Raw genomic sequence first — 23,973 nt, forward strand, 5'->3', positions numbered from 1 at the left:
TACCATTGGATGAAGATTTGCACTAACCCAGTGACGTGCACCTGACGGTGCTTAGTGTCGATCTTGATTGCTGACGCAATCAATTCTCTAGTGTCGCGGGTTGTTTTGCTGGCGCAAAACTCCCTTGAGTGTCTTTACTGCTCGCTGTCGCATCGCTCTATTTTACTGTCGCATTGTTTTCTCGCTGGCGCATTGTTTTCTCGCTGGCGCATTGTTTTCTCTCGCTGTCGCATTGTTTTCTCTCGCTGTCGCATTGTTTTCTCGCTGGCGCATTGTTTTATTTTACTGGCGCATTGTTTTCTCTCGCTGTCGCATTGTTTTCTCTCGCTGTCGCATCGCTTTATTTTACTGGCGCATTGTTTTCTCTCGCTGTCGCATCGCCTTATTTTACTGGCGCATTGTTTTTTCGCTGGCGCATTGACTGCCGTTTTTGCTTTTGAAAACATCAAATTAAATCTATATAGAAAATTTACTATATTTGTAAGAAAAAGATTATGAATGATCCCGGATTGACTATATGGAAACGATGTCTGCATCTAAGTGTTTTATTACATAAGATCACCAGAAATTTAAATTATCCCGATCAATTTAAGATAACAGCGAACATCCGCAGACTTGCTATCAGGATACCATCGGTATTGATTTATGGTGCGAGTTTGCAAAATCCGGAAAGTTATCAAACCTATTTAAAAATTACAGTGTCCCTGTTGAATGAGTTAGAGATCTATTTGAAATTACTTCAAAGTGCAACAGGATACCAAACCCATAAGATCATCCAGTGTGAAGTAAGCGTAATCAGATCTATGATTTGCGACTCCCTGATCTCTGAAAACTAATTTTAAATATTCCTAAAATCCTGTACAAACTTTGAAAGAAGATTTATGCTGAACTATTCGATAAATTAACAAAAGTTAAAAAACGGGGACCAGATTACATAATACAATTTAGTCTTTTACGGATTATAATTATACTCTTATAAGTATAGAACTACAGGTCCATATTATCCGTTAAATTTTAATGCTTTCTGTTGTAAGAAAGCAATCGATTATTTTGGTGGTTTCATCGAATACACTGATAATCAGTAAAGTGCGTTAGAGCCTTCTCTGTTTAAACTCTGGTGTCAAAAAGAAAGAAAAATCGCTATATATTATTGATAATAAGCTATTTACGTGTTTTTCTAATTCATTTATTTGACATAACTTTTGACTTTGAATGCAAATTGTGATAGCATGGATGTGACCCGAATTTATAATGCGATTCAGAGCCGGGGGAAAAGGAATACCTTAAAAATTGTGAATCGGTTGTATAATGGTTCTTATGAAGGTGGAAAGATTTTTTGTATCGGACTTCATAAAACCGGTACGTCGACACTCGCTCATTTTGTGGAGTGTTTTGGTTTGAAAGTAACTCATTCTGTTGATTGGATCGATAATCCGTCTAAGATCAGTAAGTATGATTTTTTCTCCGATGGTGGAAGTCATTTTGATGGGATGAATGAAATCGATTATAAGTGGCTCTTCTATGAATACCCCGATGCGTTGTTTATTCTTCAGACACGGGATACCCGTAAATGGTTAATGTCTAAATTGAGGCATGCGGGTTGGAATGAAGAGACTTGTCCGGAACCTGATGATATCGCAAAAATAAGTCAGGAAAACTGGAGGGGGAAGACACTCTTACATATTCAGAAATATGTCGAGCACAAAAGTAATTATGAACGATCCATACGTGAGTTCTTTGAGGAAAATGGTAAAGATCGATTATATGAAATCGATATAACCGATAAAATGAAGCAGGAGAAATATTTAAAAGGATTGAAGTCATTTTTAAATCTGAGATCGGTAGTGCCGGTAGAACTTCCTCATTCGAACAGACTTCGAAATAGTTTTAAATTACCTCCGGAGGTTTCAGATTTTATCGAAAAATTATTTGATGAGGATATTACGGAAAGTTCTGCTAAAAATCAGGCAAGCTAAAGAGATATTGTGCTCGCTATTGTAAGCAGCGAGGTTTTTGTTACGATCAATTAGCTGAATATTTTAATTTCCTGTTTCTCCGTTAACCAAAAGAAACCGGTGTCCTTGAACTTGGTGATCATTACATCGCAAAACGGAGATAGTAATCTCCGCTGCGATTGTAATAAAGTTATATTTAGTTTGAAGCAACATGTGCAGTTTGAAAGCATTTTTTCATTTCTGAATAGGTTCGCTCGATATCATTGTCGAGTCCGATTGAAAAACGAATTAATCCGTCACTTAATCCCATTTCTTCTTGCTCCTCTAATGGTATTTCAGAGGAAGTGGACGTCCCGGGAGCGCTGAATAGTGTTTTATAGAACCCTAGTGATACGGCAAGATAACCGAGATTTCTTTCCTGCATCATTTCCATAAGTTCATTAGCGCGTTCCAGTGAGCCAACGTCAATTGTAAGCATACCACCATAACCATATTCGGAATTCATTTGATTCTTAAACAATAAATGACCTTTATGAGAAGGTAAACCGGGATAAACCACTTTAAATCCGTCTTTTTCAAATTGTTGGGCCAGGTATAGTGCATTTTCACTGTGTTTTTTCATGCGGATATGCAGCGTTCTCAGGTTTTTCAAAATCGAAGCAGCACGTAGACTGTCCATTGTACTTCCTAAAAGCATTCCAGCACCATCATTGACATCCTTTAGGGCGAGACAGAATTCTGTGGAACCACAGACAACACCACCGACACAGTCGGATGCTCCATTGATGAATTTGGTCAGACTATGGATCACCACATCAGCTCCCATTTTGGCTGGTGCAATATTGAGAGGTGAAAAGGTGTTATCAACTACCAGTTTGATTCCATGTTTACGGCAGATGCGGGAAAGTTCTTTTATATCGGCAACTTCAAGAAGCGGATTGCTCACAGCTTCACAAAATATCACCTTGGTTTCAGGGGTGATGGCAGCTTCGACTTTTTCAGGATCGGTAATATCGACGAATGATGTACCTATCTCAAAACGGGGAAGGAAATTTTTCATGAAGGCATAGGTACCTCCATAGATCGTTCTGCTGGAAACAATATGATCGCCGGTGCCACAAAGTTGTAGAAGTACCGCGGTGATCGCGCCCATACCGCTGGCAGTCACATTGGCTGATTCAGTTCCTTCCATGGCAGCCAAGGCTTCACCCAGGTAAAGATTGGATGGAGATGAATGGCGTGAATAGAGGTAACAGCCTTCCGTATTTCCTTCGAAGGTATCGAACATCGTTTTTGCAGATAAAAAAGTATACGTGGATGAATCGGAGATCGAAGGATTGACACCCCCGAATTCGCCAAAATATTGCAGGTCCTGTATTTTGTCAGCCGGATTGAATTTCATGATGTTTTGGATTAAGATTTTATACAAATTTCTATAGTAGCAGTTTAAAAATCAATAAATAAATTATTTTATAGATTATAATTCTATTTATGGAAATAAATTTAGATTAATTTTCATATTTTTGAATAGAAAGTAGATTTACCCTGAAAAATATTCATGATGCAACTGGATAATACTGACCTGAAACTGATCTCATTAGTTCAGAAAGACGCCAAACAGACTACAAAACAATTGGCATTACAGCTTGAATTATCAAATACAGCAGTGTATGAACGGGTTCGAAAATTGGAAAGAGAAGGCGTGATTACCGGGTATACCGCTTTATTAGACCGGGAAAAATTAGGGAAATCATTTGTAGCCTTCTGTCATGTCCGTTTAGCACGTCATACCGCAGATAATGTAAAGGAGTTTGAAAGGGCAGTAGTTAGGTTGACGGAAGTAGCTGAATGTTATCATGTAAGTGGTGATTACGATTACATGTTAAAGATCTTTGTAGCGGACATGCCGGCCTATCGCCAGTTCATGGTAGAAAAGCTCACCGGATTACCGCATATTGGAAATACCCATTCTGTTTTTATGATTGGGGGGATTAAGGAGTAATGAAATTCATTTAAATAAGTATATTGATTCTAATTTTTACCTAAAATTAGCTACAAATAAAGTATCCTGCATCCCTTTCAAAATGCCTATCAATTCATTTGTATATCTTTCTGCTCCATCAGTGTTTAAATGATCCGAGTTGTAAAATAAACTGTCCGGATATTTTTTGAAGGTGAGATCTATTATGGTATTGTTTTTTTCTAATTTTCGCTTTAATTTATTAAATCTATTTAAATTAATTTCGGGAATATGCGTTTGATAGGTTTTATGAACTGGATGGCTAACCAATATGAGCTTTACATTTTTTGAAATACATAAATTAACTATCGAATCTAAATAGGAAATAGCGGTTTCTGAATTTCCTACTAAATTATCATCTTCATAATAATGTCTCTTAATGGAGGATTCCCAATCACTTGGATCATTAAGATTTGAATTTTCATAGTGACCAATGTATTGAATATGATCTTCCCAAATTTTCAATGCATTAAATTTCATCCATGTTTTGAAAAGGATATAATAATTTAATTTTATTTTTTTATTGAGGTTGTAATAATCCTGTATCGGATAACTCCTTTTAAACATTTCGTAAGCCCATTTCTCGTTTGAGAATTTTAAGTCATTAAATGCCGAAATGTTATGTGGTGCAAAACCTAATATTAACGTGTCTGGAATATTTTTTTTGAAAACTTTTTTGATTTTCCAAAAACTAATGACGTAGGGTTCGCCATTTTGAGAAATGTTTAAAGCATTATTGAACTTGTCTGGATTTATTCCTCTGTGAGTGTGTGAATCTCCATCAATTAAAATATCAAACTTTTTTAAATTAAGGTCTACGTCGTTGTAAGCATGGTAATTTAAAATAATATTCGTCCCAAAGTATATTAAAATTGGAATAAAAAATAGTGATAATTTTTTAATGAACTTTTTCATGTCAAAATTGGAAATAAATAAATTCCTGTTGCTTACCGGAGCCATAGAAAATTGCAAAAAGAATTAAGTAATAAAATGCCCATTTTATGGGGCGTTTCCATTCTAAACCAAATTTTTCCAAGGCATATTCTCCTGTTCTGCCTTTCCATTCAATAAAGATGAAAATGGTTAATAAAGCTAGAATTGTTTTGTATTTCCAATAGGAACTTAACAAAATATAGGAACCAGGGTGGTGAAACATATCAAAGATATATTGAATGGCATGGGATACATTTTCGGCTCTGAAAAATATCCAGGCAATTACGGTTAGTCCAAATGTTATCAGCATCATTGATAACTCTTTTAAGGAAGGTAATGGTTTACTGTGTGCAACAATATCTATATGGTTCCTGTTATTTTTGGTTATTAACAGTGGAAGAAAATAAATAGCATTTAGTGCACCCCAAACAATAAAGGTCCAGTTAGCACCATGCCAGAAGCCGCTAACAATAAAAATTATAAAGGTGTTTCTAATCTTCATACTGTTACTTCCGCGACTTCCTCCCAATGGAATGTATAAGTAATCTCTGAACCAAGTACTAAGTGAGATATGCCAGCGTCTCCAGAATTCAGCGATATCTCTGGAAAAATAGGGGAAGGCAAAATTCTTCATCAGATCAAAGCCAAATAAACGGGAAACTCCAATGGCAATGTCGGAATATCCGGAAAAGTCACCGTAGATCTGAAAAGTAAAGAATATGGCCCCTAATGCCAGCGTACTTCCTGAGTATTGATCACTATTATTGAAGATCTGATTGGCGATTTCGGCACAATTGTCGGCAATGACCACTTTTTTAAACAACCCCCATAGTATCTGTCGCATACCATCTACGGCCAGGGCATATTCAAATCGACGTTTTTTATAGAATTGGGGTAACAGATGTACGGCCCTTTCAATAGGTCCGGCTACTAATTGCGGAAAGAAGCTCACAAAGGCAGTGAAGGCGATAAAGTCTTTGGTGGGTTCAAGTTTCTTTTTGTATACATCGATGGTATAGCTAAGGGTTTGAAAGGTATAGAAGCTAATTCCCACTGGAAGGATAATATTTAAAGAATTCGCATTGATCGGCATGCCTAAAAAGGAAAATGCGGTAATGAAATTATCCAGGAAGAAATTGTAATATTTAAAGAACCCCAGAAATCCTAAATTGATCAGAATACTACACCATAACAGGAACTTTCTTTTACCGGTATGATCCGTCTGATCTAAGGTGCGACCTATCAAATAATCAATGACTGTACTAAATAAGATGAGAGACAGAAAGCGCCAGTCCCACCAGCCATAAAAGATATAACTGGCAAAAACGATTATAAGGTTCTGCAATTTCAGGTTGTTGGGGAATACAAACCAATAGATAATAAATACAATCGGCAGGAATATGGCAAAATCCAGGGAATTGAATAACATTTTTGGTTGAGCTAATAAATTCAGAAACAAATCTAAAAGATTATTTGAGGGAAATATAATCGATTAAAGAAAAAGCATTAAAATTCTCTAATATTTAATATTAGTCAGGTAAATTTTTGTAAATCATAAACTCTTAAAAGTTACAAGTCATCATTAATCCGTGAAATCCAAAACAATCCAGACAATCTGTGTCCTATATAAAAGAACATTTGTATTTTTGTTATTCGTATAAAAAATTGAATTAAAGTCTACATATGAATTCATACGATGTAGCCGTTATCGGCTCCGGACCCGGTGGGTATGTTGCAGCGATCCGTTGTGCCCAACTGGGTATGAAAACTGCAATCATTGAAAAATATAGCACCTTAGGTGGAACCTGTTTAAATGTGGGATGTATTCCATCAAAAGCATTATTAGACTCATCACACCATTATGAAGATGCGATCAAACATTTTGAGGAACATGGAATTGAGATTCCCGGAGAAGTGAAGGTGAATCTTGAGCAGATGATCTCCAGAAAGCAAGGCGTTGTTGATCAGACCACGAAGGGAATTGAGTTTCTGATGAGCAAGAATAAGATCGATGTTTATCAGGGGATCGGTAGTTTCAAAGATAAAACCAAAATCGATATTACCAAGGAAGACGGAAGTATTGAAACGATTGAAGCTGTAAAATCGATCATTGCAACAGGTTCTAAGCCTTCGACATTACCATTTATCAACATAGATAAGGAGCGCGTGATTACCTCTACTGAAGCTTTAAAGCTCAAGGAGATCCCAAAGCATCTGGTAATTATCGGTGGAGGAGTTATCGGATTAGAACTCGGACAGGTATATCGCCGCTTGGGAGCTGAAGTTTCCGTAGTGGAATATATGGATCGTATCATACCAACTATGGATGGCGGTTTGTCGAAAGAATTGACACGAACGCTAAAAAAATCCGGATTTAAGTTCTATACCTCTCACAAGGTGAAAGAAGTTACCCGAACCGGTGATGAAGTGATTGTGAAAGCGGATGATAAGAAAGGCAATGAAGTGGAGTTCAAAGGAGATTATTGTCTGGTTTGTGTAGGGCGTCGTCCTTACACTGACGGATTAAAGCCAGAGAATGCCGGAGTAAAATTAAATGAAAGAGGTCAGATCGAGGTAAATGATCATCTGCAAACCTCATCAGAAAATATTTATGCCATCGGCGATGTGATTAAAGGAGCAATGCTAGCGCATAAAGCCGAGGAAGAAGGTACGTTGGTTGCAGAATTTATGGCAGGACAAAAGCCACATATCGATTATAATTTAATCCCGGGGGTGGTCTATACCTGGCCTGAAGTTGCTGCAGTTGGTAAAACGGAGGAGCAATTAAAGGAAGCTGGTGTTAACTATAAGACCGGTCAATTCCCGATGAGAGCTTTAGGTAGAGCAAGAGCCAGTATGGATATCGATGGTTTTGTAAAGATTCTTGCGGATGCAGAAACCGATGAAGTACTTGGAGTTCATATGATCGGAGCCAGGGTAGCTGACCTGATCGCAGAAGCGGTAACCGCAATGGAATTCCGTGCCAGTGCCGAAGATATCTCAAGAATGAGTCATGCCCATCCTACCTATGCGGAAGCGGTTAAGGAAGCCGCATTGGCCGCTACGGATGACCGAGCGCTGCACGTGTAACAATATTTATAAATGAAAAAAGCGCCATATTATCGGCGCTTTTTTCATTTATAAATATTATGAAGTGACACTGGTGATATTGGTTATTCCGAATCTTTATCTTGCATATTTACCTTTGCTGTATAGATTGCCTTTGATAAGAGCTTCATTAGCTGTTTAGACTGATAGTAGAGAGGGTCAAAGTCTTTTTTCGATATTTGCTTTGTTGAGCAGAGGAGTGCTATCCAGTAGATGGATTCGTTACATTCTTTTTGTGCAATGGCCATTTTATGAATGAAGTCCTTTCTGGATTCAGCATATTCCGCTTTCCGGTACAAAGCACCTACAGCTACTCCCGAACGTAAAAGTTGTTAACCAATAATTTGATCACGGTCATTTTTGTTAAGTGATTTACAAATTTCTATTATGTCCTTAGCGAATTGAAAACTTATATCTGAAATGGCGCCCATATTTTGTTTATTTGATTTTAAACTTATAGAAAATAACCTATATAATTTAAAAATTTCAAATTATAATCCCTAATAAATATTTTCCTTAAAACACCAAAAAGGCAATTTCACCAGTGTCAATATTGTCGCTATTGTCCCTAGTATCACCAGTGTCACTATTGTCCCTAGCATCACCAGTGTCCCTAAATTTTTATCAGTATTTGTTTGTATAAATTAAGGATTTCTTAAAAATTGTCTTTCAGTGAAATAGGTTGATTATTATTCAAAATAAACCACCTATATTCGATAGTAACTACTACTTAAATTACTAAAAGACAATAAAATTTAACCATTACCAAAACTTTAGCATAGTGAAACGAATTTTGGCTTTCGCAGGAAGTAATTCTTCCACCTCTATCAACTATGAGTTAGTATCATATACCGTATCCTTGATCGATGATTACGAGATACAGTTACTGAATATGTCTAAAATGCCCTTTCCGCTGTATAGTGCAGATATGGAAAAGGCAGAAGGGTTTAAAAATTCTTTGATCGAGCTCCGGGAAGATATTATCGAAGCAGATGGAATTATCATTGGGGTAAACGAGCATAACAGAAATCTATCGGCATATTTTAAAAATCTGATCGATTGGTTATCCCGATTAGACAGGAAATTTTTGGATAAAAAACCAGTTATGCTGACCAGTACATCGGATGGTGATTTTGGTGGCTCACGGTCCTTGAAAATCGCTTCGGAGACCTTGCCGCGATTTGGTGCAGAGATTGTTTCAACCTTTTCTTTACCAAATTACAGTAAGAATTTCTCGGAGAAGAAAGGGATTATCACCGATGAAACCCTGAAGGAGGAAAACAAAAAAGCATTGGATCAATTTCTGAGTTCGTTAATTTAAAGGCTTAAGGGTAGAGAAAGTTATAGTTAGTCTAACTATAATCAATTCTCAATTCTCAATTTTCAATTCTCTCTTAACATATATCAATAATTCTTAATTCTTAGTTCCGGATTGATAAGGTGTTTCCCTATATTCGCATAAAAACATGAAATTAGATTATGCCAGATAAAATTGCAGTTATCGGGCTCGGCTATGTGGGATTACCGCTTGCCAGACTCTTTGCCACGAAATATCCTGTTATCGGTTTCGATATTAATGAATCGAGGGTTTCCGAAATAAATAATGGCAAGGATCATACGTTGGAAGTTGAAGAAGATCTTTTAAAGGAAGTTCTGTTAAAGAAAGTACCTGACTCAGATATCCATGGATTATTCTGTTCTTCTGATCTTTCCGACCTGAAGAGTTGCAATATATTTATCGTGACGGTTCCTACTCCGGTTGATAAGAATAACCAACCTGTATTAACCCCCTTGGTTAAAAGTAGTGAAACTGTAGGAAGTGTATTGAAGCAAGGTGATATTGTGATCTATGAATCAACGGTCAATCCCGGTGTTACTGAAGATGTATGTGTGCCGGTTTTGGAGAGGGTGAGCGGACTCAAATTTAATCAGGATTTTTTTGCAGGATATTCTCCTGAACGGATCAATCCAGGCGATAAAGAAAGAACAATTGAAAAAATTTTAAAGATTACATCAGGTTCAACTCCGGAAATTGCGGATAAGGTGGATGCATTGTATGCTTCTATTATAAAGGCAGGGACTCATAAAGCTCCATCCATAAAAGTAGCAGAGGCTGCTAAAGTTATTGAGAACTCGCAAAGAGATATCAATATTGCTTTTATGAATGAGTTATCTAAGATATTTAATCTTTTGGGAATAAAAACCAAGGATGTTCTGGAAGCCGCAGGAACAAAATGGAATTTTCTCAGGTTTACTCCGGGATTGGTGGGAGGACATTGCATTGGGGTAGATCCATATTATCTGGCGCAAAAAGCTCAGGAAGTTGGGTATTATCCGGAGATCATCTTAACAGGAAGACGATTAAATGACGGTATGGGATCTTATGTAGCTAAGGAAGTGATTCGTCATATGGTCTTAAGGGATATTCGGGTGAAAGAAGCGGAAATTCTTGTTTTAGGAATGACTTTTAAGGAAAATTGTCCGGATGTAAGAAATACCAGGGTGATCGATGTTATTCAGAACCTTTCGGATTATCAACCGAATATCACCGTTTGGGATACCTGGGCAAATCCAAGAGAAGTCAAAGAGGAATATGGTATAGAAATCGTGACATCACTGCCGGAGAAAAAATATGATGCAATAGTCCTAACCGTTGCTCATAAAGAATTTATGGATTTGAATCTGGAAGTACTAAAGAAGGAAAATTGTTTGGTTTATGATGTAAAAGGTGTACTCGGAGAAAAGGCTGATGCAGGACTTTGAAATTATAGATTATAAATTTTAGTGTTTTGAATTTTCTTTTGTTGAGATTATTATTTTGGTTAATATTTTCATGATACTCATACATTTTTCATTAAGCTCTTTAATTTTTATGTGATCAACAAAGGATGTTTTTTCCAAAATCGCAAGCCAATATATGGTTTCATTGCATTCCTTTTGGCAATAGCTGATTTATGAATAAAATCAGCTTTGGATTCAGCATATTCGGCTTCTCTGTAAAGAGTACCTATTGCTGTTCCTGAACGAAAAATTTGTTTACTTAAAAGAAATTCATGATGTTTCTTTTGTAGGATTTGATAATAATGAAGAATTTCAATTGCAAATTCGAAACTTAGGTCTTTTATAACATTCAAGAAAAATAAGGCTTAGAATTAGTTTCAGATATAACTGTCAGGTGGAACTCAAATAAAATTGCAGGTAACAAGTTAATTCTAATGAATTTTAAAAAAGTCTGGGATAGTTTTACTTAGATATTATGGATATCAAAACCGATATTTTAACATATGAAAATATAATTAATAGAGAATACCATAGTTATGAATATTGAGTATTGATGGAAATGAATATGTAAAATTATAATTTAACATTTACAAATTACACTAGAGACTGATTTAAAATATGTTTAAAAAAAATACTTATAACTTACCACTAATAACTTACAACTATAATTATTTATATTTGACTCAAAATAACATTACCAATCTATGAATATAACCTCCCGCATCAGGCTGATGATGATGGCCTTAATCATTATTTCATGTTTGTCTTCCTGTGTTTCTAAAAAGAAGGTGCTTTATTTTCAAGGGATTGAGGATTTGCCTGAAGAGGTAATCACCGAATCCTATACATCAAAGATTCAACCGAGTGATATGCTTCAGATTCGAGTTTCTGCATTGGATAATGAAGCAGTTCAACCTTTCAATATGGGCACGGGCAATAATGGTAGTTCCGGAGGTGGAAATAATGGAGGTGGTTCACGTCAGGCCAATACATTTTTGGTTGATGAAGACGGTTATATCGATTATCCTTATTTGGGAGCTTTAAAGGTTTCTGGGATGACACGAAAAGAGTTAACCGCTGTTCTTAAAGAAAAAATCAGTGAATATGTAGTCGATCCGGTTGTAGTGGTTCTGGTTCAAAACCATGAGGTTATGATATTAGGGGAAGTAGCACACCCCGGACCGGTTAGTATCGATGCGGAAAGATTGACTATAGTTCAGGCTTTAGGGAAAGCAGGGGATTTAACCATTAATTCCAAGCGGCAGAATATCCTTGTGATTAGAGAAGAAGATGGAGTCAAAAAGTATTTCAGAGTTGATGTCACTAAAGCTGAGTTTATGAATTCACCCGGTTATTATCTTAAACGAAATGACATAGTATATGTTGAACCAAATAACTTTAAAATTCAGACACCATTTCGTGGTAGTTTTGGCTTTTTTACGGCAGTTACCTCATTTGTCATAGGTTTAATTGCTTTATTAACAAGATAGGAGTTTATGCAAGAAGCAGTCATTCAGGATAATAAGGGAAACGGAAAAGATAAGGATCCGCATATTAAAGAAATTATCATCCGATATTTAAGATACTGGCCATGGATCTTGGCATCGACGGTCATTAGTTTAGCGGTAGCAATGTTCTATCTTCGATACGAAACTCCAATATATCAAACGAGTTCACGTATTATAATACGTGGAGGCAATAGCGGGGGTGAAGCATCAGAAATTACAGCGCTGCAAAAGCTTGGTGTATTAAGTAGTTTGACTTCTAATAGCCTGGAGAATGAGATCGAGGTGTTGCGATCAGAACGATTGATGTTGCCGGTGGTGGAAAATCTTTCTTTGAATATTCAATACTATATCGACGATGGATTTAATCTTAGGGAAGTTTATGGCAATACTCCATTTGTTATTCGGGTTATCAGTTTTGATGAGGACGTGAATCCACCGGGAGATTTTCTGGATTTCAATATGATCAATAGCGAAGAAATTCGTATTGGAGATGAACTCAATGGAAAGGTGTATGAAATGGGGACTTCCATAGTATTGCCTTTTGGAACCATTATGGTGCTGCCTAATTCTAATGAACGGAAAGTTAGGTTGTTAGGACGTAAGCTCGCATATCATGTAAAGATTTCAAAGCCTGAAAGTATTGCTTCCGGATTAGCAAGAGGAATTAATGTAAATCCATCAAATCGAGGTAGTTCTGTAATTAATATTTCCTTATTATACCCAGTAAGGAGTAAAGCTGAGGATTTATTAAACGAGTTGGTGGATCAATATAACCGTGATGCTATCACCGATAATAATTTAATCGCCAAAAATACTGCTGATTTTATCGATGACCGTTTGCGCATTATTTCTACTGAATTAGATTCTGTTGAAACAAATAAAGTTGAATTTAAGTCTTCTAACAAAATAACAGACATCGGTGCCAAAGCAGGGTATTATGTTTCAACGGCAAATCAATATAGTCAATCTCAACTTAATTATCTCACGAGAATAGAGATTATAAAAAGCATAATGGATTATCTGGATCAACAAGATAATTCTAAAATGTTGCCGACCAATTTGGGGGCTATTGAAGGAAGTTCAATAGGTCAAATTGGAGAGTATAATAAGTTAGTGGTAGAGAGAAAGGAGCTAAGAGAGTCAACTACAGAAAAGAACCCAATAGTTAGAAATTTAGATGCTCAAATCGATGAGTTGCGAGGGATTATAATGGAAAGCCTAAAAGCTGAGATGTCTTCCATAGAAATTGTTTTGTCTGATTTAAGGGCTAGAGAAGATGTTATGAATTCAGAGCTTTCCCAGGTGCCATTAAAGGAAAAGGAATTCAGAGGTATTGAGCGGCAGCAGGGAATTAAGGAAGCACTTTATTTATTTCTATTGCAAAAAAGAGAGGAAGCTTCGATTTCCATGGCTATAACGGCTCCTAAGGCTAAGATTGTTGATTATGCAAAAAGTTCCTATACGCCAGTAACACCTCAAAGAGAAAAGATATTGGGGGGAGCGGTTTTATTGGGATTGCTTTTACCGATATTAATAGTCTATTTACGTGACTTGTTGAATAGTAAAATTGTGGATCGAAGAGATATAGAAAGTCGACTTCGAAATATAAGTATATTAGGAGAAGTTCCAAGAATGACCGGTAAGGTGGAAGAGTATGTCAGTGCTGATGACCGGTCAATTTTAGCGGAAGCTTTCCGGATTATGCGTACCAATTTACAATATATGTTTGTGCGTATGGAAGACCGGGAGCAAGGTAAAGTGATATTGGTGACTTCAACGACCAAAGGTGAAGGAAAATCTTTTACATCAGCAAATCTTGCTTTAACCTTAGCTAATACCAGAAAAAGAACGGTATTGTTGGGGGCTGATATGAGGAATCCTCAATTGTCCAAATACTTTAAACTTCATAAAGAAGATAATGGTCTTTCCAATTTATTATATGATACCAATATATCAATGGACGATATTTTGAAAGAGTCTGGTATCAATGATTATTTGTATTTGATTACATCAGGTGTAATTCCTCCAAATCCGGCAGAATTATTGTTAAGCAGAAGATTAGGCGAATTATTTGATTTGTTGCGTAAGAAATTCGATTATATAATAATTGATACCGCACCTCTACTTTTGGTAGCTGATACCTTTATTGTAGAACCCTTTGCGGATGTAACGCTTTATGTGATGCGATCGGAGTACAGTGAATTACATTTTACAGATTTTCTGGATGATGCCATGCGTAATAAAAAATTAAAGAATGTATCCATTGTTTTAAATGATGTTTCCATGAATAATTTTGGGTATGGCAATAAGTATGGCTATACCTATGGCGGGGAAAAACATGGATTGAGAGCACGAATAAAAAATATGTTTCAGAAAAGTTAATGTAAATGGAAAGCGCCTTTTAAATTTCAAATAATAAAAAATTAAAATTTGAGATTAACCAAATAAAAGTAGGTGTTTGCATTTTTGATTTAAGATAGAATATGGGCGAAGGTAATTGGCAAGTTGTCTGTACAAAGTCAAGATGGGAGAAGAAAGTAGCAAAAGGATTATCTGATCTTGGTATCGAAGTCTATTGTCCTATGATAACGGAAATCCGGCAATGGAGCGATCGTAAAAAAAAAGTCAAATCCCCTTTAATTCCCTCATATATTTTTATACGAATTGCAGATAAGAATAGAAATTTAATTTTTGATATTCCAGGGGTGCAGCGTTATCTTTTCTGGCAGGGCAAACCTGCGATGGTCCGGGATAAAGAAATTCAACTTCTACGAGCTTGGCTTGACGATAAGATCTATTCTGAAGTGCAATATTCCAATCTTGAACCTGGAGTATCACTGGAAGTTTCCGGTGGTGTTTTTAAAGGGCAATCTGCCATTGTGGTAGAAGCTGGAGGTAATCGGGTTAAGCTTGCTTTGCCTCAGCTTAATTGCGTAGTTCGTCTCCGACTACAGGACGTAGGTATTTCGCGTTAATATATTGATTATCTGTAAAAATCACAATTAAAATCACTCTTTTTAATTCTAATAATTATTCGGATTTCACAGCAATAATTTATGATATTGTCGTTTAATTGAATGAATAATTAGCTAACATTTAATTGTGGAAAAGTTGTCCTATTTTTAAGGTTAAGAGTTAGTTAAAACGGGAATTTTTTGTTCTCTTTGTTATAAATCCCAACCCATCTATCCGGCATAAAATGTGACCGGATACGGCGAAGCCGTGGGGCGGATTATGGATTAAGAGTTATGAATTAAGAATTAAGGATTAAGGATTATGGGTTATGGATTATGGATTAAGAATTTAGAATTAAGAATTATGGATTAAGAATTAAGGATTATGGATTATGTATATCTCTGTTGTTGTTTTTTGTGGTTAATATGATTGATATTAGAATTTTTTTTAATCTTTTTGATTGTTTCTCTAGTGGAGTTAGATGTGACGGAGTTAATTCGCCTGTGGTTTTTAAGAGCTTAAGCCAATATATGGATTCATTACATTCTTTTAATGCTATCGATAGTTTATGTATGAAATCTTTTGTTGATTGGGCATAAGTAGCCTCAGCATATAAGGCAGCAACGGCGGTACCTGATCGTAAAAGTTGATTACTGATTATAAACTCTTTATTCTCCTTTTGTAATTTTTTACAGCAATGATAAATCTTAACAGCAAAATCAAAACTTTGTTCTCTAATAGCATTCATAATGATATAGGTTATTGGAAACTATGAATATAGAAAATTTTCTACAAAATAAAAAACAATTAATCCTTAATCCATAATGCATAATTCAAAAAGCTTTAAGTTTGTTGAATCAAAAAGGGAAAATACCGATCATTAAGAATCAAAAAACCAATTAATCCTTAATCCATAATTCTTAATTCAAAAAGCTTTAAGGATGTTATTTCAAAGAGGATAATTGCCGATCATTAAGAATCAAAAACCAATTAATCCTTAATTCTTAATCCATAATTCAAAAAACAATTTTTATAGAAAAATCAATTTCTTTATGGAAGTTAAAGGTCAATTTATAAAGTCAGTATTAGTTACCGGAGGAGCTGGGTTCATCGGAAGTCACGTGGTAAGAAGGTTCGTTAAGGAATATCCGGATTATCAAATTTTTAATCTGGATGCATTAACCTATGCCGGTAATTTGGAGAATCTAAGAGATATTGAGGGAGCTCCCAATTATACCTTTGTGAAAGGGGATATTACCGATGCGATATTTATTGATGAATTGTTCACGAAGTACCGTTTTGAGGGCGTAGTACATCTGGCTGCGGAATCGCATGTGGATCGCTCGATTACAGATCCGCTTGCTTTTGCTAAGACGAACATTCTGGGTACCATGATCCTTTTAAATGCTTTTAAAAATTCCTGGGAAGGGAATTGGGAAGGGAAACGTTTCTATCATGTAAGTACTGATGAGGTTTATGGAAGTCTTGGTGAAGACGGCCTCTTTACAGAAACGACTGCCTATGATCCTAATTCACCCTATTCTGCATCCAAAGCCAGTTCCGATCATTTTGTTAGGGCTTATGGCGAGACCTACGGCCTCCCATATGTGTTGACGAACTGTTCCAATAATTATGGTCCGAATCATTTTCCAGAAAAGCTGATTCCTTTATTTATAAATAATATCATTAACCATAAACCATTACCGGTCTATGGGGATGGAAATTATACCAGAGATTGGCTTTATGTCATCGATCATGCACGGGCTATCGATCTTGTCTTTCATAATGGAGTGAATGCTGAAACATATAATATTGGTGGTTTTAATGAATGGAAGAATATAGATCTGGTAAAACTATTGTGCGCGATCATGGATAAAAAACTGGATCGTGAAGCAGGAAGTTCAGAACAACTGATTACCTATGTTAAAGACAGACCCGGACATGACCTTCGTTACGCGATTGATGCGACGAAGATTAACAAAGAACTTGGCTGGGAGCCCAGTGTAACGTTCGAGGAAGGCCTGGATGCAACGGTAGATTGGTTCTTGAATAACAAATCCTGGTTAGAACATGTAACATCAGGATCCTACCGTGAATATTACGACAAACAATATAATTCTGAATTAGAGTAAGTGGTTTATTTCTTAACTCATAATCCATAATTCTTAATCCTTAATCCTTAATCCTTAATTCAAATATGCGCGGCATTATCCTCGCCGGTGGCTCCGGTACCAGACTTTATCCCATAACGCAAAGTACCTCTAAGCAATTACTTCCGATCTATGATAAACCTATGATCTATTATCCATTATCGGTTTTGATGTTGTCAGGTATACGTGAGATCCTGATTATATCCACTCCGGAAGATCTGCCCAGATTTGAAAGCTTACTAGGTAATGGTAGTACGTTAGGTTTAAACCTGCAATACAAAGTGCAACCTTCACCAGACGGACTTGCTCAGGCGTTTATTTTGGGTGAGGATTTTATCGGAGATCAGGATGTTTGTATGGTTTTGGGAGATAATATTTTTTATGGACATGGCCTTCCGAATATGCTTCGTAATGCGGTAAAGCGTGTAGCAGAGGAAAGTAAGGCTACTGTATTTGGATATTATGTGAATGATCCGAATCGATATGGAGTAGTGGAGTTTGATAAAGATCGCAATGCGATAAGTATCGAGGAAAAACCATTGGAACCTAAAAGTAATTATGCAGTGACCGGACTTTACTTTTATCCAAATTCGGTTATCGAAATTGCTAAAAATGTAAAACCAAGTGCTCGTGGCGAACTGGAGATCACTTCCGTAAATCAGGAATACCTGGAAAAAGGTTCACTCATGGTGGAATTAATGGGAAGAGGATATGCATGGTTAGATACCGGGACTCATGAAAGTCTGCTCGATGCTTCCAATTACATCTATACCATCGAAAAACGTCAGGGCTTGAAGATTGCCTGTATAGAAGAGATCGCTTATGAAATGGGATATATAAGCAAAGAAAATCTTTTAGCGTTAGCTGAACCGCTGAAAAAGAATAATTACGGTCAGTACCTGATCAAACGGGCCAGTAGGAATTAAGAATTTAGAATGAAGAATTAAGAATGAAGAATGAAGAATTAAGAATTATGGATTATGAATTATTCCAATCAATTCTCAATTATCAATTCTCAATTACATAAATTTATAAGTATTAAATGAAATTTACCAGAACGGAAATTCCAGATGTGATCATAGCGGAACCTATGGTTTTTGAAGATGAACGAGGCTACTTTGCAGAGACCTTTCGTTTGGATCAATTAGAAGCATTCACTGGCAATACCTATAACTTTTGTCAGGATAATGAAAGTAAATCGAGCTTTGGAGTCTTAAGAGGGTTGCACTATCAGTTGCCTCCCTTTGCACAAACAAAACTCGTTAGGGTGATCAAAGGGAAAGTGCTGGATGTAGCAGTGGATATTCGCAAAGGATCTCCGACTTTTGGAAAACACGTTAGTGTGGAACTTTCTGAAACTGATAAAAGACAATTGCTTGTTCCCAGAGGATTTGCACATGGTTTTGTGGTTCTAAGTGAAGCGGCTATCTTTTCGTATAAGGTTGATAATTATTACAGCCCAGAAAGCGAAAGAGGTATCATTTATAATGATTCGGAGCTCAATATCGACTGGAAGATCGAAACAAAAGACATCCAGGTATCCCCAAAAGATCAAATAGCGCCTTCCTTCAAAGAAGCAGATTATTTTACTTGAGAGATCTATTTCTTAAAATTTTTTTGTCCTATATCATGGCAGGCGAGGAATCCACATTTCGAAAAAGCGTTAAATAAAATTCTGTTTGAACTTTATCCCGAAGGGTAAAGTGAGTTAATTTTATTTAGTTTTTGAGAAATTATTGGATCGCCGAATGATTAAGACTTGACTTTTTGGTTCGTTTTGTGTCAAGACAAAATGAACATAAATAATATTTTAAGTTCAAATTTTATTAAATGGGGTATAAAGCGAAAGATAAAATAATATTAGTAACCGGTTCCAACGGCCAGTTAGGTATGGAACTCCAGGCCATAGCCGATAATTACGATTACACATTCAAATTTACCGATCGGGAAGAGTTGGATATCACCAATCGTGATCTTGTTCTGAATTTTGTGACAGGGCTCAAACCTTACGCAATAATCAATGCTGCTGCTTATACAGCTGTGGATAAGGCAGAAGAGGATGAGGAGAATGCCGATAAAGTAAATCACCTGGCAGTTTCCTATTTGGCAGAAGCCGCCAAAGAAAATGGTTCAAAATTGGTTCACATATCCACTGATTACGTTTTTGATGGAATGGCTACAGAACCTTATAAACCGAATGATCCTACAAGTCCGCAGGGAGTTTATGGAAAGACGAAGCTTGCCGGGGAGGAAGAAATAAAGAAGTTGGCACCGGATAATTCAGTGATCATACGAACCTCCTGGTTATATTCGGTTTATGGAAATAATTTTGTAAAGACCATGATTCGCTTAGGTAAAGAAGGTAAGGACCTGAAGGTCGTTGACGATCAGCTTGGGAGTCCGACGAATGCTGCAGATCTTGCAAATGCCATCATGGAAATTCTACCTAAATTATCACATTCAGGGAGTCGGACATATCATTTTTCAAATACAGGAACCTGTACCTGGTATGGATTTGCTGCAAAGATCTTTGAATTAGCAGCAATTGAAGTAAATCTATCTCCTGTAACTTCTGATAAGTTTCCCACAAAGGCAAAACGGCCTAAATACAGTGTAATGTCTTGTGTAGGTTTAACCTCGGATTATGATTTAAAAATTTCTGATTGGATAAATAGTCTATCGCTAAATATAAACTCATTAAAATAATAATTTAATGGGAATTGAATGTTTTAGAAAGTATGAATAAATCTTTTATAAAGATGGTTAAGGATTTAAAATCGCAATTAGATTATAAATTAAATAGATCTAAATATGAATTTTATCCTGTATTCTTAATTGGATGTGGTAGATCTGGAACAACTATTCTTGGTGAAACTTTAGGGAAACATTCTGACATTTCTTATTTAAATGAAAGACGGGATCTTTGGCATCAGGCTTATCCTGAGTTCGATATATGGTCCGATAATGTTGAAAATCCAAAGCTAATTGCAGAGAAAAAGGATCATATAAATGCAAAAACTGATTTACTTCAGTTCCTGTTTCATAAAGAACAAGTGAAGGATCGATGTAAAGTATTATTGGAAAAACTGCCAATAAATAACTTCAGGCTTGAGTTTTTAAATGAGGCTTTTCCTGATGCAAAATACATTTATTTACATAGAAATGGATTAGAAGTGGCAACTTCAATTGAGAAGTTAGCTAATGCAGGAAATTGGTATGGTGAAAATTCTTCAAAATGGAAGTTATTGAATGATTTAATCAAGAATAATGAAGAATTTCAAGATTTTAAATTAGATAATTTCGAAAAAGGACTACTTGAATGGAGATTTTCTCTGGAGCGTTCTGAAATGTTTTTTGAGTCTAGTAACCCTGCTAATTTGCATAGATTATCTTATAAATCCTTTATAGATAATCCTGAATTTCAGCTAAAAATGATATTTGATTTTCTTGAGCTTGATCTTGATGTAAAAGAATTAAAAATGATGGCTGAGTCAATTAATCGTAAGAGTAAGATTATTCATGAAATTACTGACAAGGAAAGATTATTAGGAGGCGTTAATCTAGAATTATCAGTTAAGGATGAATTAAGAGTAAGTTATAATAATCCAGAATAGAAATATTTAAAATTAAGAAATATAAAAATAGATCACTGATTTAATTAGTTTCATATGTCACAAGATTTTAAATCCACTAAAAAAATTACCATTTATCAACCACAACCGAATCTTTCATTTATTAAATTATTTAATGAAATTATTAAGGATTTAAAGCCAGCTAATGAATTGGGTTTTCAATTAGCTAAGCGTGATGTAAAGGCTGCCTATAGACAATCCGTACTAGGTGTTGTATGGGCGTTTATTCCTCCGATTGTTACGTCTTTAATCTGGATATTCCTTAACAGTTCTAACACAATTAAAATACAAGAAACACCAATACCTTATCCGGTCTTTGTGTTAACGGGTACATTGCTTTGGCAAATTCTTGCAGAATCTGTAGGACAACCTCTTAAAAGTGTTAAGTCAGGTAAGAGTATTTTAGCAAAACTTAATTTCCCCAGGGAGTCATTGTTAGTTCATGGTTTATATTCATTATTGTTCAACTCTAGTTTAAGAGTATTAATAATAATAGCTGTATTAATTGTTTTTCAAATTAATCCGGGTTGGCAGGTTCTTGGATTTATTCCATTGTTTTTTGGATTGATGGTAACTGGGTTTTCAATAGGTCTTATATCTCTTCCAATTGGAATGATGTATGGTGATATTGCAAGGTTTATTCCTTTTATGATGCAATTCTTTATGTATATATCACCAGTAATTTATCCAATTCCTGATGAGGGAGTCTTTGCAATTTTTAATAAAATAAATCCATTTAGATTTCTTATAGAAACAAGTAGGAATATCTTAACCGGACAAACCGTAGATTACTTATTACAGACCGGAATTGTTTTGATTATTTCATTTATAATTTTAATAATAGGTGTAATAATTTTTAGATTTATTATGCCTGTGATTATTGAAAGAGTTGGTTCTTAGGTTTAGATTTATATACTTGGTGTTTTCAATATTTTAAAAAATAATTATGTCTGAAGTTTTAATTAAAGTTGACAATGTTTCTAAAAAGTTCTGTAGGGATTTAAAAAAATCTTTATGGTATGGAGTAAAAGATATGTCTTCAGCCTTACTGTCTAATAGGAATAATGAATTGAAATTACGAGATGGAGAGTTTTGGGCGGTTAGAAATGTTTCTTTTGAATTGAAACGAGGGGAATGTTTGGGATTGATTGGTCATAATGGAGCTGGTAAATCGACCTTATTAAAAATGATAAACGGGTTAATACGCCCAGATGAAGGTACTATTACAATGGTGGGTAAAATTGGAGCCCTAATTGAGTTGGGTGCTGGATTTAACCCAATATTGACAGGGAGGGAAAATATTTACAACAATGGGATGGTGCTTGGTTTCAGCAGAAAGGAAATCGATGAAAAATATGATGATATAGTAAATTTCTCAGAAATAGGTGAATTCATAGATTCACCGGTTCAAAATTATAGTTCCGGTATGAAAGTCAGATTAGGTTTTGCTGTAGCAGCCCAATTAGAAACGGACATTCTAATAATAGATGAAGTCTTGGCTGTTGGTGATTTGGGTTTCAGAATTAAATGTTTGAATAGAATTTCCCAATTGATAAAGAAGACTGCAATTATATTTGTGAGTCATTCGATGCCACAAATTGCTCGAATTTCTACACATGGCATTTTATTAAGTTCGGGAAAGATCGATTATATAGGTGATAATGTTCCGGAACTTGTGAATAAATATTACCAGAAGTTTGAAAGTGGGGTAAATGAATCTTCCATTGATGAGGATTTTGATTATAATTCTATTAGTATTAATGGTAATATCGTTGAGGTAGGGGATAATATTCAAATGAATTATAGGGATAACTTTGTTTTTGAAGCTAATCTATATTCTAAATTAAACAAAGAGGTACTTGTGTCCCTTAGAGTAGTATTTTTTGACATCGAACAAAAGGCTTGTGCAGAATCATCCGTTGAAGATATCACTGTTTATCCTGGGAAGGAAAATAGACTCAGGCTTGAAATCGGAAATTTGCTACTGGCAAATAATAATTATTCTTTGAATTTTGAAATTTTTGAACAATTAGAGAACGTTCGAGGTAAGGTATATCGATTTGAAAAAAATTATATCAATTTAAATATTCGTGGAATTAATGCTACTTGGGCTCCAGTCAAGTTTTAGAGTAAAATGAAGAATGTTTTAATTTTAGGTTCCGGAAGGAGTGGAACAAGTATGTTGACGGGTATTTTGGCAGACTCAGGATATCATTTAGGGGATAGAAGTGATTATTTAGGAATCAATAAAGCTAACCCTAAAGGTTTTTTTGAAGATTATGAAGTCAATACTATAAATGAAGATCTCATTGCTTTAAACATCATTAATATTCCTGAAAATATTAGGATGAGATTTTTTAGATCCTTTACATTTTATCGGGCACGCTGGTTAGCTCAAATTCCGTCATTTATAAAATTTAAATCTAACAATGCACTGGATGCCAGAATAAAGGATGTTGTAAATAATAAACCTTTCTGTTATAAGGACCCTAGATTTTCTTATACATTGCCAGTTTGGGATAAGTTTCTGAATGAGGATACCGTTTATTTAGTGATATACAGAGAACCTTGGAAAACAGCAGAAAGTATTGTTAGGGAATGTAATGAGAATCCAGCGATACAGGAAAAACTTAAAATGACCTATGACTCTGCTTTAAATACATGGAAATGTATGTATGAATTTCTGCTTAAAACATACAATCAATCTAATGATAAAAGTAGATGGATGTTTATTCATTATAATCAAACATTTGAAAGGGAGACTATTCAAAATATTGAAGAATTAATTCTGGTAAATGTAAATGCCGATTTTGCGGAAAAACATATAAGTAGAACTAAATCCTCAACAAGGACAATTTCCAGGAAAATTGCTCATATCTATAAAAGTTTGAATGAATTGGCCAATTATAATCCTGAAAACTAATTTATAAG

At 35.4% G+C, this 23,973-nt stretch carries 22 protein-coding genes and 2 pseudogenes; 18 read left to right on the forward strand and 6 right to left on the reverse strand.

Annotated elements, in window-relative coordinates; genetic code table 11:
• Nucleotides 1-128 precede the first annotated feature (128 nt).
• The 3 genes from DMZ48_RS04095 to DMZ48_RS04105 all read left to right on the forward strand — a co-directional run bounded on the left by DMZ48_RS04095 (nucleotide 129) and on the right by DMZ48_RS04105 (nucleotide 1,976).
• Complete coding sequence (locus DMZ48_RS04095) at nucleotides 129-440, forward strand: hypothetical protein (RefSeq protein WP_143953856.1); 312 nt, start codon at nucleotides 129-131, stop codon at nucleotides 438-440.
• Between the two features lie 54 nt (nucleotides 441-494).
• Nucleotides 495-836 (forward strand): four helix bundle protein, encoded by a 342-nt coding sequence (locus DMZ48_RS04100; RefSeq protein WP_143953857.1) that lies wholly within the window; start codon nucleotides 495-497, stop codon nucleotides 834-836.
• A 393-nt stretch (nucleotides 837-1,229) separates the two neighbouring features.
• A complete protein-coding gene (locus DMZ48_RS04105) occupies nucleotides 1,230-1,976 on the forward strand; it encodes a sulfotransferase (protein ID WP_162558658.1) in 747 nt (248 codons plus the stop codon).
• A gap of 175 nt (nucleotides 1,977-2,151) precedes the next feature.
• Here the strand turns inward: DMZ48_RS04105 and DMZ48_RS04110 are convergent, their stop codons facing one another.
• On the reverse strand, nucleotides 2,152-3,357 hold the full coding sequence (locus tag DMZ48_RS04110; RefSeq protein ID WP_143953859.1) for an aminotransferase class I/II-fold pyridoxal phosphate-dependent enzyme: 1,206 nt from the start codon (nucleotides 3,355-3,357) through the stop codon (nucleotides 2,152-2,154).
• Nucleotides 3,358-3,513: 156 nt separating this feature from the next.
• Between DMZ48_RS04110 and DMZ48_RS04115 the strand changes: the two genes are divergently transcribed.
• The gene (locus tag DMZ48_RS04115) at nucleotides 3,514-3,957 is read left to right on the forward strand and encodes an Lrp/AsnC family transcriptional regulator (RefSeq protein ID WP_338420293.1); all 444 of its coding nucleotides are present in this window, start codon (nucleotides 3,514-3,516) and stop codon (nucleotides 3,955-3,957) included.
• A gap of 36 nt (nucleotides 3,958-3,993) precedes the next feature.
• On the opposite strand, the gene DMZ48_RS04120 is transcribed toward DMZ48_RS04115, so the two are convergent.
• Both DMZ48_RS04120 and DMZ48_RS04125 read right to left on the reverse strand, forming a co-directional pair.
• Complete coding sequence (locus tag DMZ48_RS04120) at nucleotides 3,994-4,890, reverse strand: hypothetical protein (RefSeq protein WP_143953860.1); 897 nt, start codon at nucleotides 4,888-4,890, stop codon at nucleotides 3,994-3,996.
• 1 nt (nucleotide 4,891) lies between these two features.
• Nucleotides 4,892-6,337, reverse strand: a complete 1,446-nt coding sequence (locus DMZ48_RS04125; RefSeq protein ID WP_143953861.1) for an MBOAT family O-acyltransferase — start codon at nucleotides 6,335-6,337, stop codon at nucleotides 4,892-4,894.
• A 254-nt stretch (nucleotides 6,338-6,591) separates the two neighbouring features.
• Here DMZ48_RS04125 and lpdA point away from each other — a divergent pair, with 254 nt between their 5' ends.
• Entirely contained in the window at nucleotides 6,592-7,998 is a 1,407-nt protein-coding gene (gene lpdA / locus DMZ48_RS04130; protein WP_143953862.1) for a dihydrolipoyl dehydrogenase, read from the forward strand.
• A gap of 83 nt (nucleotides 7,999-8,081) precedes the next feature.
• On the opposite strand, the pseudogene DMZ48_RS18885 reads toward lpdA, so the two are convergent.
• Nucleotides 8,082-8,336 (reverse strand): annotated as a pseudogene (locus tag DMZ48_RS18885) (four helix bundle protein); the annotation flags it as partial.
• A 461-nt stretch (nucleotides 8,337-8,797) separates the two neighbouring features.
• Here DMZ48_RS18885 and DMZ48_RS04140 point away from each other — a divergent pair.
• Together DMZ48_RS04140 and DMZ48_RS04145 are read left to right on the forward strand one after the other, a co-directional pair.
• Entirely contained in the window at nucleotides 8,798-9,337 is a 540-nt protein-coding gene (locus tag DMZ48_RS04140; protein WP_143953863.1) for an NADPH-dependent FMN reductase, read from the forward strand.
• A 158-nt stretch (nucleotides 9,338-9,495) separates the two neighbouring features.
• Complete coding sequence (locus DMZ48_RS04145; RefSeq protein WP_143953864.1) at nucleotides 9,496-10,779, forward strand: nucleotide sugar dehydrogenase; 1,284 nt, start codon at nucleotides 9,496-9,498, stop codon at nucleotides 10,777-10,779.
• Nucleotides 10,780-10,797: 18 nt separating this feature from the next.
• On the opposite strand, the pseudogene DMZ48_RS04150 reads toward DMZ48_RS04145, so the two are convergent.
• Nucleotides 10,798-11,150: pseudogene (locus tag DMZ48_RS04150) on the reverse strand (four helix bundle protein).
• A gap of 351 nt (nucleotides 11,151-11,501) precedes the next feature.
• On the opposite strand from DMZ48_RS04150, the gene DMZ48_RS04155 reads away from it, so the two are divergent.
• The 3 genes from DMZ48_RS04155 to DMZ48_RS04165 all read left to right on the forward strand — a co-directional run bounded on the left by DMZ48_RS04155 (nucleotide 11,502) and on the right by DMZ48_RS04165 (nucleotide 15,280).
• On the forward strand, nucleotides 11,502-12,287 hold the full coding sequence (locus tag DMZ48_RS04155) for a polysaccharide biosynthesis/export family protein (protein ID WP_143953865.1): 786 nt from the start codon (nucleotides 11,502-11,504) through the stop codon (nucleotides 12,285-12,287).
• 6 nt (nucleotides 12,288-12,293) lie between these two features.
• Nucleotides 12,294-14,687, forward strand: coding sequence for a GumC family protein (locus DMZ48_RS04160; protein WP_143953866.1), 2,394 nt, complete (start codon nucleotides 12,294-12,296; stop codon nucleotides 14,685-14,687).
• A 101-nt stretch (nucleotides 14,688-14,788) separates the two neighbouring features.
• Nucleotides 14,789-15,280 carry a UpxY family transcription antiterminator gene (locus DMZ48_RS04165; protein ID WP_143953867.1) on the forward strand — a complete coding sequence of 164 codons (492 nt, stop codon included), beginning with the start codon at nucleotides 14,789-14,791 and terminating at the stop codon, nucleotides 15,278-15,280.
• A 362-nt stretch (nucleotides 15,281-15,642) separates the two neighbouring features.
• Here the strand turns inward: DMZ48_RS04165 and DMZ48_RS04170 are convergent, their stop codons facing one another.
• Nucleotides 15,643-16,008 carry a four helix bundle protein gene (locus DMZ48_RS04170; RefSeq protein WP_143953868.1) on the reverse strand — a complete coding sequence of 122 codons (366 nt, stop codon included), beginning with the start codon at nucleotides 16,006-16,008 and terminating at the stop codon, nucleotides 15,643-15,645.
• Between the two features lie 325 nt (nucleotides 16,009-16,333).
• Here DMZ48_RS04170 and rfbB point away from each other — a divergent pair, with 325 nt between their 5' ends.
• The 8 genes from rfbB (at nucleotide 16,334) to DMZ48_RS04210 (ending at nucleotide 23,965) form a co-directional block, all read left to right on the forward strand.
• Complete coding sequence (gene rfbB / locus DMZ48_RS04175; RefSeq protein WP_143954320.1) at nucleotides 16,334-17,392, forward strand: dTDP-glucose 4,6-dehydratase; 1,059 nt, start codon at nucleotides 16,334-16,336, stop codon at nucleotides 17,390-17,392.
• 65 nt (nucleotides 17,393-17,457) lie between these two features.
• Nucleotides 17,458-18,336: a glucose-1-phosphate thymidylyltransferase RfbA gene (rfbA, locus tag DMZ48_RS04180; RefSeq protein WP_143953869.1), complete on the forward strand. Its 879-nt coding sequence runs from the start codon at nucleotides 17,458-17,460 to the stop codon at nucleotides 18,334-18,336.
• 116 nt (nucleotides 18,337-18,452) lie between these two features.
• Complete coding sequence (rfbC, locus tag DMZ48_RS04185; protein ID WP_143953870.1) at nucleotides 18,453-19,004, forward strand: dTDP-4-dehydrorhamnose 3,5-epimerase; 552 nt, start codon at nucleotides 18,453-18,455, stop codon at nucleotides 19,002-19,004.
• A gap of 236 nt (nucleotides 19,005-19,240) precedes the next feature.
• On the forward strand, nucleotides 19,241-20,116 hold the full coding sequence (rfbD, locus tag DMZ48_RS04190) for a dTDP-4-dehydrorhamnose reductase (RefSeq protein WP_143953871.1): 876 nt from the start codon (nucleotides 19,241-19,243) through the stop codon (nucleotides 20,114-20,116).
• A 53-nt stretch (nucleotides 20,117-20,169) separates the two neighbouring features.
• A complete protein-coding gene (locus DMZ48_RS04195; protein WP_162558659.1) occupies nucleotides 20,170-21,024 on the forward strand; it encodes a sulfotransferase family protein in 855 nt (284 codons plus the stop codon).
• Between the two features lie 54 nt (nucleotides 21,025-21,078).
• A complete protein-coding gene (locus tag DMZ48_RS04200) occupies nucleotides 21,079-21,942 on the forward strand; it encodes an ABC transporter permease (protein ID WP_143953873.1) in 864 nt (287 codons plus the stop codon).
• A 46-nt stretch (nucleotides 21,943-21,988) separates the two neighbouring features.
• Nucleotides 21,989-23,170, forward strand: coding sequence for an ABC transporter ATP-binding protein (locus DMZ48_RS04205; RefSeq protein WP_199287934.1), 1,182 nt, complete (start codon nucleotides 21,989-21,991; stop codon nucleotides 23,168-23,170).
• A 6-nt stretch (nucleotides 23,171-23,176) separates the two neighbouring features.
• Nucleotides 23,177-23,965 carry a hypothetical protein gene (locus DMZ48_RS04210; RefSeq protein WP_143953875.1) on the forward strand — a complete coding sequence of 263 codons (789 nt, stop codon included), beginning with the start codon at nucleotides 23,177-23,179 and terminating at the stop codon, nucleotides 23,963-23,965.
• Nucleotides 23,966-23,973: the final 8 nt, after the last annotated feature.

Origin of the sequence: Robertkochia solimangrovi (assembly GCF_007279655.1) — a bacterium.
GTDB classification, from domain to species: Bacteria; Bacteroidota; Bacteroidia; order Flavobacteriales; family Flavobacteriaceae; genus Robertkochia; species Robertkochia solimangrovi.